The sequence below is a fragment of the Rugamonas aquatica genome, from assembly GCF_009380215.1.
Taxonomy (GTDB): Bacteria; Pseudomonadota; Gammaproteobacteria; order Burkholderiales; family Burkholderiaceae_D; genus Rugamonas; species Rugamonas aquatica_B.
In genome coordinates, this window is sequence record NZ_WHUG01000021.1 from 73324 (window position 1) to 82051 (window position 8728).

Genomic DNA, 8728 nt, shown 5'->3' on the forward strand with positions numbered 1-8728 from the left:
AGCGCTGCTAGCCGCCGGTGCCGTCCAGCATGCCGTGCACGCTGTAGCTCATCATGGCGAGGAAGGCCACCAGTCCTAGGTAGAGCACGCCGTAGTTGATGCGGGTGTCGCGCGCCACCTCGTAGTACTGCTCGGGCTTGTCGGGATCGCCCCAGATCGCCGCCTTGATCTGCGGGTAGGCCAGCACGGCCACCAGGATCAGCATCGGGCTGGGGCTGTAGAAGAACAGCGCCGCCAGCAGCGGCACGCCGGCCAGCCACACCTTGGGCGAGATGATGGCCGTGATGCGGCCGCCGTCCAGCGGCGAGATCGGGATCAGGTTGAACAGGTTGAGCATGCAGCCCGAGTACGCCAGGGCCAGCAGCAGGCGGCTGTCGGTCTCGCGCGCGAGGAAGTAGCAGGCCAGCGCGGCGGCGGTGCCGGCCAGCGGCCCGGCGAAGCCGATGTAGGCCTCGGTCTCGACATCGTGCGGCACTTCCTTCAAGGCGATCCAGGCGCCGACGAAGGGAATGAAGGTGGGCGCGCCGACGTTGAGGCCGCGCTGCCGCGCCGCCACGTAGTGCCCCATCTCGTGGACGAAAATCAGCAGCACGAAGCCGACCGCGTAGCGCCATCCGAACACCCAGCTGTACACCACCATCGAGATCAGCATGGTGCCGCAGGTGGTCAGCAGCTTGCCCATCTTGCCGGCGGCCAGCAGCCACAGGATCAGCTTGCCCATCGCCTCAATCCCGCTTGCTCAGGTCGACGCCCGGCGCTTCGCTGGCGGCCGGCTCTGCGGCGGCTTGCTCGACTGCGGCCGCTTCCGCTTTCTTGCGGCCGAAGGCCTTGTACAGCCAGCTGCCGGCGGCGGCGATGCCGATCAGGATGATCTTCTTGAACGCCAGCAGCAGCGCGAAGATCTTGCCGAAGAAGCCCAGCTTGGCCGCGATGCCGCCGGCCACCAGCGCCGCCAGGCCGTATTCGGCGACCTTGTCGGTCTTGCTGTCGAAGTCGCCGTAGCGGTTGCCCGGCGTGAAGTCGGTGAAGGCGGTGACGTTCTTCATCTCGCTCTTGACCTGGGCGATCTGCTCCATGCCGGCCACGGCGTTGAGCACCAGCACGCCCTCGCGGCCCAATACGCGGATGTTGTAGTTCAGACCGTTCTCCTTGCTGCCCTCGGTGTGCAACTCCTTGGCCCAGTACAGCTTGTGCTGCGCCTTGTTGTAGCTGGGCGGCTCGGCCCAGCCGATCAGCGTCATCGCCGCATAGCCCTGTTCCTTGCGCGCGGTGTTGTGGTCGGCGATGGCTTCCTTCATCTGCGTCAGCAGCTCGGCGTAGTTGATGCTGTCGGCGTCGTCGTCCTTGACGTGGCCATCCTTGTCGTAGGTGACGATCACGCCCCAGCCGGCCGCGCTCAGCGGGTTGACGTCGGCCGGCAAGATCATGCCCAGCGTCTGCGCGCCCGGCGGATTGCCCCAGCCGTCGACCAGCACCTTGCCGGCGTCTTCCGGCGACAGGTAGCGGAAGCTGGGCGGCAGGTCCAGCGTGGCGATGTTGCCGGGCAGGGTGATCTTTCCGGTCTGGAAATGCAGCCCGGCCAGGAATTGCTGCTCCGTCATGGGCGGCGCCGGGGCCGGGGCCGGCTCGGGCGCGGCCAGCAACGGCGCGCTCAGGGTCAGGCTCAACAGGGTGGCGAGGATCAGGCGCATCGTTACTCCTTGTAAGAAAACCATATCTTACAGGAAACTATTGCGTATTTGGTAATTACTTCCAGTGGCGGCCAGTGTGGAAAAAAGGGTACAGAAGGGCAGGCTCTGCGCACGACCGTGCGATTGCTGCCGAGTTGATTTCATGTCAGTATTGCCGCGCAGTCCAATCAAAAAATAATTACGGAGACAGATTTGAAAAACACCATGCTCATTTGTGCTCTGGCCGCCGCCGCTACCGCTCAGGCAGCCACCGGGCCGGAGTTCGATGCCAAGCATTTGTCGCAAGACGTCAAAGTGCTGGCGTCGGATGAATACGAAGGCCGCGGACCGAACACGGCCGGCGAAACCAAGACCGTCAACTACCTGATCGAACAATTCAAGGCCGCCGGCCTGCAGCCCGGCGGCGACCTGCTCAAGGGCCAGAAGACCCAGCGCAGCTGGACCCAGGATGTGCCGCTGGGCCGCTTTGAAATCAAGGGCCCGGTCAAGCTGGTCGTCAGCGACGGCAAGGCCAGCCAGGAACTCAAGCAGGGCGAGGACATGGCCGTGCGCGCCGCCATGAACGGCAGCAAGCAGGTCGACTTCCGCAACGCGCCGCTGGTGTTCGTCGGCTACGGCGTCAACGCGCCGGAGCGCAAGTGGGACGACTTCAAGGGCTTCGACCTGCGCGGCAAGCTGGCCGTGGTGCTGATCAACGATCCCGACTTCGAGAGCGGCGTCGGCGACTTCGGCGGCAAGGCCATGACCTACTACGGCCGCTGGACCTACAAGTACGAAGAGATGGCCCGCCGCGGCGCGCTGGGCACCATCATCGTGCACGAGACCGCGCCGGCTTCCTACGGCTGGGCCACGGTGAAGAATTCCAACACCAACGTCATGTACGACATCGTCCGCAAGCAGCCGGGCATGGCGCACGCGCCTATGGAGGCATGGATACAGCGCGACCTCGCGGCCGACCTGTTCAAGCGCGGCGGCCAGGATTTCGAGGCGCTCAAGAAGCTGGCGCAAACCCGCAACTTCAAGCCGGTGCAGCTGAAGGGCGTGACGCTGACGGCCAGCTACGCGGTCGACGCGCAAACCATCGTGTCGAAGAACGTGGCCGGCCGCGTGATCGGCAGCACCCATCCCGAGCAGACCGTGATGTACAGCGCGCACTGGGACCACCTGGGCGTGGGCCTGCCCGACGCCAGGGGCGACAAGATCTACAACGGCGCGGTCGACAACGCCACCGGCATCGCCGCGCTGCTGGAGCTGGCGCGCGCCTACGGCAAGGCGCCGGCGCCGCAGCGCAGCGTGCTGTTCCTGGCGGTGACGGCGGAAGAGAAGGGCTTGCTCGGCTCCGAATACTACGCCGCCTATCCGCTGTATCCGCTGGCGGAGACGGCCGGCATGATCAACATGGATGCGCTCAGCCCCTACGGCCCGGCGCGCAACTTCACCATTTCCGGCAGCGCCAAGCTGGACTTGCTGGACCAGCTGATCGCCAAGGCCAAGCAGATGGACATGGCCTACGCGCCCGATCCGAAACCGGAAGCGGGCCACTTCTTCCGCTCCGACCACTTCCCGCTGGCCAAGCGCGGCGTGCCGGCGATTTCCTACGGTTCCGGCGACGACTGGATCGACGGCGGCACGGCGGCCGGCCACAAGGCGGAAGAGGACTACACCAGCAACAACTACCACCAGCCGTCGGACGAATGGAGCGCCGCCTGGCCGTTCACCGGCATGGCGCGCGACCTCGGCCTGCTGTACGGCCTGGGCCGCGATCTGGCCGACTCCGCCGCCTGGCCGAACTGGGCGCAGGACGCCGAATTCCGCGCCATCCGCGACGCCAGCTCGGCGAAACGCAAATAGTCGCCAATTTAACTAAAAAGCAATAGAATGCTTGCGCACCCGCTGTTATGCCGGTGCGCTTTTTTTTTGCAGCTGCATTCCTCTCACGGAGATTTCGCATGACCCTGTCACTACGCCGCACCATCCTGGCCGCCTCGATCGCCCTGCTGTCGACCGGCGGCGCGCTGCACGCCGCCGAGCCGGCCAAGGCCGCCAAAGCCGCCAACGCCGAGATCGGCATCCCCGATATCGCCTACACCAAGTTCGTGCTGAAGAACGGCCTCACCGTGCTGGTCCATGAAGACCACAAGTCGCCGGTGGTGGCGGTCAACACCTGGTACCACGTCGGTTCGAAGAACGAGAAGGCCGGCAAGACCGGCTTCGCCCACCTGTTCGAACACCTGATGTTCAGCGGCAGCGACCACTTCAACCAGGGCACTTTCATCAACGCCATGGAGCGCATCGGTGCGACCAACCTGAACGGCACCACCAACACCGACCGCACCAATTATTTCGAGAACGTGCCGACCTCGATGCTGGACTACACGCTGTTCGCCGAGAGCGACCGCATGGGCCATCTGCTCGGCGTGCTGGACCAGAAGAAGCTGGACTTGCAGCGCGGCGTGGTGCAGAACGAAAAGCGCCAGGGCGAGAACCAGCCCTACGGCGTGGCGTATCAGCTGCTGACGGAAAACACCTGGCCGGCCGGCCACCCGTATTCGTGGACCGTGATCGGCTCGATGAAGGACCTGGACGCGGCCTCGATGACGGACGTGCAGGAATGGTTCAAGACCAACTACGGCCCGAACAATGTGACCTTGGTGCTGGCCGGCGACATCACGCCGGAACAGGCACGCGAGAAGGTCGAGAAATACTACGGCGAGATCCCGGCCGGCCCGCCGCTGGCCAAGCATGAGGCGTGGATCGCCAAGCGCAGCGGCACCCACCGCGGCACCGTGCAGGACCGCGTGCCGCAGGCGCGCATCTACCGCGTGTGGAACGTGCCGGGCGCGCACACCGCGACCGAGCCGCTGCTGGACCTGGCCGCGCACGTGCTGGGCGGCGGCAAGACCTCGCGCTTCTACAAGCGCCTGGTGTACAAGGACCAGCTGGCCACCAACGCCAGCGCCAGCAACGACTCGTCGGAAATCGCCGGCCAGTTCGAGCTGACCTTGACCGCCCGTCCCGGCGCCGACACCCGCAAGCTGGAGCAGGCCGCCGACGAAGAGCTGCGCGCGCTGATGAAGTCCGGCCCGACCGCGGCCGAGCTGGAGAGCGCCAAGACCGCGATCCTGGCGCGCTACACCCGCATCGTCGAGCGCGTGGGCGGCTTCGGCGGCAAGAGCGACCTGCTGGCCGCGTGCACCACCTACACCGGCAACCCGGACTGCTACAAGGATTACCTGAAGGCGATCAAGGCCGCCACCCCGGCCGCCATCAAGCAGGCGATGAACGAGTGGCTGGCCGATGGCGACTACGTGCTGGACGTGCAGCCTTTCCCGACCAATCTGTCCGCCGGCGCCAAGCTGGACCGCAGCGCGCCGCCGGCGCTGGGCCAGCCTGAATCGCTGAAGCTGCCGGCCATGCAGAGCGCCACCCTGTCGAACGGCCTGAAGGTGGTGCTGGCCGAACGCCATAGCGCGCCGGTGGTCAATCTGTCGATGATGGTCGATGCCGGCTATGCGTCCGATTCGCAGGACTTGCCTGGCCTGGCCAGCCTGTCGCTGCGCATGCTGGAAGAGGGCAGCACCGGCCGCAGCGCGCTGAAGATCAGCGAAGAGTTCGAAGCGCTGGGCGCCGAGTACTCGGCCAGCAGCAACCTGGACGGCGCCTTTGTCCAGCTCAACGCGCTCAAGCCGACGCTGCCGAAAGCGCTGGATATCTACGCCGACGTGCTGCTGCATCCAGCCTACGCGCAGAACGAACTGGAGCGTCTGAAGAAGGACCGGCTGGCGGCCATCGCCCGCGAGAAAAGCAATCCGCAGCTGATGGCCTTGCGCGTGATGCCGGGCCTGATCTACGGCCAGGGCCATGCCTACAGCCTGCCGCTGACCGGCACCGGCACCGAGGCCGCCGTGGCGCGCATCAGCCGCGACGACCTGGTCAAATACCACGCGACCTGGTTCAAGCCGAACAACGCCACGCTGCTGGTGGTGGGCGACACCACGCTGGCGGAAATCACGCCGCTGCTGGAAAAAACCTTCGGCGGCTGGAAGGCCGGCGCGGTGCCGCAAAAGAATGTGGCCCAGGTCGCGCCGCCGGAAAAACCGGTGGTCTACCTGATGGACAAGCCGGGCGCGCTGCAAAGCGTGATCTATGGCGTGCAACTGGCGCCGCCGCGCAACGCGCCGGACGCGGTGCAGTTGCAAGTGGTCAACAACATCTTCGGCGGCACGTTCAGCTCGCGCATCAATATGAACCTGCGCGAAGACAAGCACTGGTCGTATGGCGTGAACGCCAGCCTGCCGCCGGCCGTGGGCCAGCGCCTGTACCTGAGCACCTCGCCGGTGCAGACCGACAAGACCGGCGCGGCCCTGCAGGAACTGGTGCAGGAATACGCCAACATCGCCGGCGCCAAGCCGATCACCGCGGCCGAGCTGAGCAGCGCGCAGGAAAACGAAACGCTGCGCCTGCCGGGCTCGTTCGAGACGTCGGGCCAACTGGCCGGCGCCTACAGCACCATCCTGCAGTACAAGCTGCCGGCCGACTACTACAACAGCTTCACCGGCAAGGTGCTGGCGATGACGCCGGAGCAAGCCAACGCGCTGGCGGCGCGCACCATCGCGCCGGGCAAGCTGACCTGGCTGGTGGTGGGCGACCTGAGCAAGGTGGAGGCCGGCGTGCGCGCGCTGAACCTGGGCGAAGTGCGCAAGCTCGACGCCGACGGCAAGCCGGTGCAATAAGCCTGCCGGCAGCCTGAAATCCCCGCGGCGGCGGGGATTTTTTTGCCCGCTTACTTCGTCAGAAATATTGCTCAAAAAGAATTTGTGTTGTATTTAGATAATTTATGTGTACATAAGACATGAAATATGTTTTACTGACATCACTTTGCCGGACGTCCGGCGTGTCCCAACCTGTCAGGAGTACATGAAATGAACAAAAAAATCCTCGCCGCAGTTGCAGCAGCCATGGCCGCCTTGAGTCTGGCCGGTACCGCGCAGGCGGCCAACCTGGTGGTCAACGGCAGCTTCGAAGACCCCAGCTTCACCCTGTCTGCCGGCAGCTATTGCTATCTGAACGGCCCGTACGAATGCGGCGCCGTCACCGGCTGGACCGGCGCCTTCCCGCTGATGTCGTCGTCCAGCGGCCCTTGGGGCAATCCGAACACGCCGGCCGGCGATTTCCTGGTCGGCATCCAGGGCACCAGCCACATCGAGCAGTCGCTGACGCTGGCGGCCGGCACCTACACGCTGTCGTGGATCGACGCCGGCCGCGGCAACTACGGCGGCCCGACCGAGACCTACCAGGTATCCGTGGGCGGCAACGTGCTGTCGACCGAAGCGGTCAACTACGGCGCGGCGTGGACCGCCAAGTCGCTGACCTTCACCACCGCCGGCAACACCGTGCTCAGCTTTGCCGGCCAGACCAACTACGACGCCACCGCCTTCATCGACAATGTCTCGGTCACCGCCGCCGTGCCGGAACCGGGCACCTACGCGATGCTGGTCGCCGGCCTCGGCCTGCTGGGCGTGGTGGCCCGCCGCAAGCGCGCCCGCTAAGCCGGACCGCTGCACAGCAAAACCCCGCCGGCGTTGCGCCGGCGGGGTTTTTTTATGGGCGCGCGGCGGAAGGCGGAAAAGTTGTTAGAGTTTCATGATAGTATTTCGGCATTCTTTCGCGCACAGGTGCCTGCTCCATGAAGCTGCTGTACAAATTCAACCTGTTGCTGCTGCTGATCTTTGGACTGGGCTGGTTCGCCACCGCCGCCATGACGCGCGATGTGCTGCGCGATAACGCCCGGCGCGAAGTGGTCACCCACGCCAGCCTGATGATGGACGCCGCCATGGCGGCCCGCGAGTACACCACCAACGAAGTCAAGCCGCTGCTGGCCGAGGGCATGCTGACGGCCTTCCTGCCGCAGTCGGTGCCGTCGTACGCGGCCACGCAAAGCTTCAACAAGCTGCACCAGACGCATCCGGATTTCAGCTACAAGGAAGCGGCGCTCAACCCGACCAATCCGCGCGACCGGGTGGCCGACTGGGAGGCCGACGTGGTGCGGCAATTCCGCGACCACACCGAACTGAAGGAAGTGATCGGCGACCGCCAGACGCCGTCCGGCCCGTCGCTGTACCTGGCGCGGCCGATCCGCATCAGCGACGGCCGCTGCCTGGCCTGCCACAGCACGCCGGCCGCGGCGCCGGCCACGATGAAGGCGCTGTACGGCGTCAACAACGGCTTCGGCTGGAAGCTGGGCGAGACCATCGGCAGCCAGATCGTCTCGGTGCCGCTGGCGGTGCCGCAGCGCGAGGCCGAACGCGCCTACACGCTCATCATGGGCGGCATGGCGCTGACCTTCGGCGCGCTGCTGCTGGCGCTCAACGCCATGTTCTACCTGCTGGTGCTGCGGCCGGTGCGGCGCATCAGCCACATCGCCGACGCCGTCAGCGCCGGGCAGATGGATGCGGCGCCGTTCCCGGCCGGCGGCAGGGACGAGATCGCCGTGCTGGGCCAGGCCTTCAACCGCCTGCGCCGCAGCCTGGAAAAAGCCATGGCCTTGCTGGCTTGAGGTGCGCGATGGGCGTCGACGTTTTCCTCAGCCATTCGCATGTCGACAAGGTGTTTGCCGACGCCATCTGCCATCGGCTGGAGGCGGCCGACATCCGCTGCTGGGTGGCGCCGCGCGACATCCGTCCCGGCGACGACTGGGCCGAGTCCATCATCAACGCGATGGAGCAGGCCAAGATGCTGGTGCTGATCTTTTCGGCCAGCGCCAACAACTCGCCGCAGGTGCGGCGCGAAGTCGAGCGCGCGGTCAACAAGGGCTTGATGGTGCTGCCGTTCCGCATCGAGAACGTGCCGCTGTCGAAGAGCCTGGAGTACTTCATCAGCACCCAGCACTGGCTCGACGCCATCACCGGCGACCTGGAACAACACCTGGACGAACTGTGCCACTGCGTGGCGATGCTGCTGGAGCGCTTGCCGCCGGCCGTGCCGTCGTCGCCGGCGGCGTTGGACGCGGCGACGGCCGCTGCGGCCGCCGCTGCTGC

At 65.8% G+C, this 8728-nt stretch carries 7 protein-coding genes; 5 read left to right on the forward strand and 2 right to left on the reverse strand.

Annotation, left to right across the window (positions count from 1 at the left end; translation table 11 throughout):
- Window positions 1-7: 7 nt before the first annotated feature.
- Both GEV02_RS30630 and GEV02_RS30635 read right to left on the reverse strand, forming a co-directional pair.
- Window positions 8-721, reverse strand: a complete 714-nt coding sequence (locus tag GEV02_RS30630; protein WP_152841590.1) for a site-2 protease family protein — start codon at window positions 719-721, stop codon at window positions 8-10.
- 4 nt (window positions 722-725) lie between these two features.
- Window positions 726-1691 (reverse strand): DUF2167 domain-containing protein, encoded by a 966-nt coding sequence (locus GEV02_RS30635; RefSeq protein WP_152841591.1) that lies wholly within the window; start codon window positions 1689-1691, stop codon window positions 726-728.
- Between the two features lie 204 nt (window positions 1692-1895).
- Here GEV02_RS30635 and GEV02_RS30640 point away from each other — a divergent pair, with 204 nt between their 5' ends.
- From GEV02_RS30640 to GEV02_RS30660, 5 genes are all read left to right on the forward strand, one after another.
- Window positions 1896-3542 carry a M28 family metallopeptidase gene (locus tag GEV02_RS30640; protein WP_152841592.1) on the forward strand — a complete coding sequence of 549 codons (1647 nt, stop codon included), beginning with the start codon at window positions 1896-1898 and terminating at the stop codon, window positions 3540-3542.
- Window positions 3543-3640: 98 nt separating this feature from the next.
- Entirely contained in the window at window positions 3641-6424 is a 2784-nt protein-coding gene (locus GEV02_RS30645; protein WP_152841593.1) for a M16 family metallopeptidase, read from the forward strand.
- A 189-nt stretch (window positions 6425-6613) separates the two neighbouring features.
- Complete coding sequence (locus tag GEV02_RS30650; RefSeq protein ID WP_152841594.1) at window positions 6614-7240, forward strand: FxDxF family PEP-CTERM protein; 627 nt, start codon at window positions 6614-6616, stop codon at window positions 7238-7240.
- A 137-nt stretch (window positions 7241-7377) separates the two neighbouring features.
- The gene (locus GEV02_RS30655; protein ID WP_152841595.1) at window positions 7378-8247 is read left to right on the forward strand and encodes a Tll0287-like domain-containing protein; all 870 of its coding nucleotides are present in this window, start codon (window positions 7378-7380) and stop codon (window positions 8245-8247) included.
- An 8-nt stretch (window positions 8248-8255) separates the two neighbouring features.
- On the forward strand, window positions 8256-8728 hold a 473-nt coding region (locus tag GEV02_RS30660), incomplete at its 3' end, for a toll/interleukin-1 receptor domain-containing protein (RefSeq protein ID WP_152841596.1).